The sequence below is a fragment of the Rhodovulum viride genome (assembly GCF_003265965.1).
In the GTDB taxonomy this organism is placed as follows: domain Bacteria; phylum Pseudomonadota; class Alphaproteobacteria; order Rhodobacterales; family Rhodobacteraceae; genus Rhodovulum; species Rhodovulum kholense.
Genome location: NZ_MUAV01000146.1, coordinates 1 through 650 on the forward strand (window position 1 = coordinate 1; position 650 = coordinate 650).

Here is a 650-nt window from a genome sequence, read left to right on the forward strand (position 1 = left end):
GACGACCTGTCGCGCCGAACCGAGAACCAGGCCGCCACGCTGGAAGAGACCGCCGCCGCCATGGACGAGATGACCGCCAGCGTGCGCGCCGCCGCCGACGGCGCGGCCCAGGTCGAAAACGTGGTGCGCGAGGCGCGCGGCAATGCCGAACAGTCGGGCCTCGTGGTCAAGGAAGCGATCGGCGCGATGTCCGAGATCAAGAAATCGTCCGACGGGATCAGCCAGATCATCGGTGTCATCGATGACATCGCCTTCCAGACCAATCTTCTGGCGCTGAACGCCGGCGTCGAGGCCGCGCGCGCGGGCGAGGCGGGCCGCGGCTTTGCGGTCGTGGCGTCCGAGGTGCGGGCGCTGGCCCAGCGGTCCTCCGAGGCCGCGAAAGAGATCAAGACGCTGATTTCGTCCAGTTCCGATCAGGTCGAATCCGGCGTGGCGCTGGTGAACCGGACCGGCGAGGCGCTGACCGACATCGTCGAGCGCGTCAGCAACATCGCCGTGCTGATCGGCGAGATCGCGACCGGCGCGCAGGAACAGTCTGTGGGGCTTGGCGAGATCAATGTCGGGATCAACGAACTGGACAAGGTCACCCAGCAGAACGCCGCCATGGTCGAGGAGGCGAACGCCGCCGCGGTGACGATGAAGCAGGAGGC

1 protein-coding gene is annotated in these 650 nt (G+C 67.5%); it reads left to right on the top strand.

Annotation, left to right across the window (positions count from 1 at the left end; translation table 11 throughout):
- Positions 1 to 650: methyl-accepting chemotaxis protein (locus BYZ73_RS21535; protein WP_245943269.1), on the top strand; the 650-nt coding region annotated here is incomplete at both ends.